Annotated in this window: 1 protein-coding gene; it reads left to right on the top strand. The window is 63.9% G+C overall.

From position 1 onward, the window contains the following. On the top strand, positions 1-1,106 hold a 1,106-nt coding region (locus tag ACZYOF_RS43835; protein WP_463719596.1), incomplete at its 5' end, for an IS701 family transposase. Positions 1,107-1,240: the final 134 nt, after the last annotated feature.

Genomic DNA, 1,240 nt, shown 5'->3' with positions numbered 1-1,240 from the left:
GGACGGCGCCGCAGCATCAGTCGCTGCTGCACTTCGTCGGCGTCGCGACATGGTCGGATGAGAAAGTGCTGGCCAAGGTCCGCGAGATGGTGTTGCCGGCGATCGAGAAGGACGGGCGGATCGAGGCCTGGATCATCGACGACACCTCGTTCCCCAAGCAAGGCAAGCATTCGGTCGGCGTGCACCACCAATATTGCGGGCAACTCGGCAAGCAGGCCAATTGTCAGGTGACGGTCTCGCTGTCGATTGCCAATCACGCCGCGAGCCTTCCGGTCGCCTATCGGCTGTACCTGCCGGAGGCTTGGACCAAGGATCGTGCACGGCGGAACAAAGCGGGCGTGCCGAAGGACATCAAGTTCAAGACCAAACCGGAGATCGCGCTCGAGCAGATACGCTGGGCGTGCGAGGCTGGTCTGCCGCGCGGCGTCGGGTTGATGGACGCAGCCTATGGCAACGACTCGCGGCTGCGTGCCGGCATGACCGCCTTGGAAGTGCTCTACGTGGCCGGCATTTTGCCGAACACCTTGATGTGGCGGACCGGAGCCGGCCCGCGGCGGACAGGCAAGCCGCTGAACAACACCGGCCGCCGCGACGAACCCGACCTGATCTCGGCCAAGGAAGTGGCGCGTGATCTGCCGAAGCGGGCCTGGCGCACGGTGAAGTGGCGAGAGGGCTCAGCCGACTGGCTGTCCTCGCGCTTCGCGCGTGTGCGCGTCAGGGTCGGACATAACAAATTGGTGCCGGAGACGCTGCGGCCGGAATGGTTGCTCATCGAATGGCCCGAGGGCGAAGCAGACCCGACCAAATACTGGCTCTCGACGCTGCCGGAGGACATCAGCTTCCAGCGTCTCGTCGATTTTACCAAGCTGCGCTGGCGCATCGAGCGTGATTATCAGGAGCTCAAGCAAGAGGTCGGGCTCGGACACTACGAAGGGCGCGGGTGGCGCGGCTTCCATCATCACGCCACGCTGTGCATCGCAGCCTACGGATTCCTGATCGCCGAACGGGCGACGATTCCCCCCTCAGGACCTCGTTCTGCCGCGCCGTTCCAGGTCCCTCGCTTACCCGACGGTTATCGACCCAGAGGATCCGCCCTTGCGGCCTGAACGTCACGTCCCAAACTCGATCGCGACCATGCGGCTGCGCTTGATCCGAGCGCTGATCAGCACCTTACAGAGATGTCCCTGCTGTGGCGCCACCCAGCTCCAAACACGCGACGAAAACTCGTGACGCAGTAAGA

The organism is Bradyrhizobium sp. LeoA1Lang, from assembly GCF_055413685.1.
Note: the sequence above shows the minus strand (reverse complement) of the source record. Positions and strands in the feature narration are given on the sequence as shown.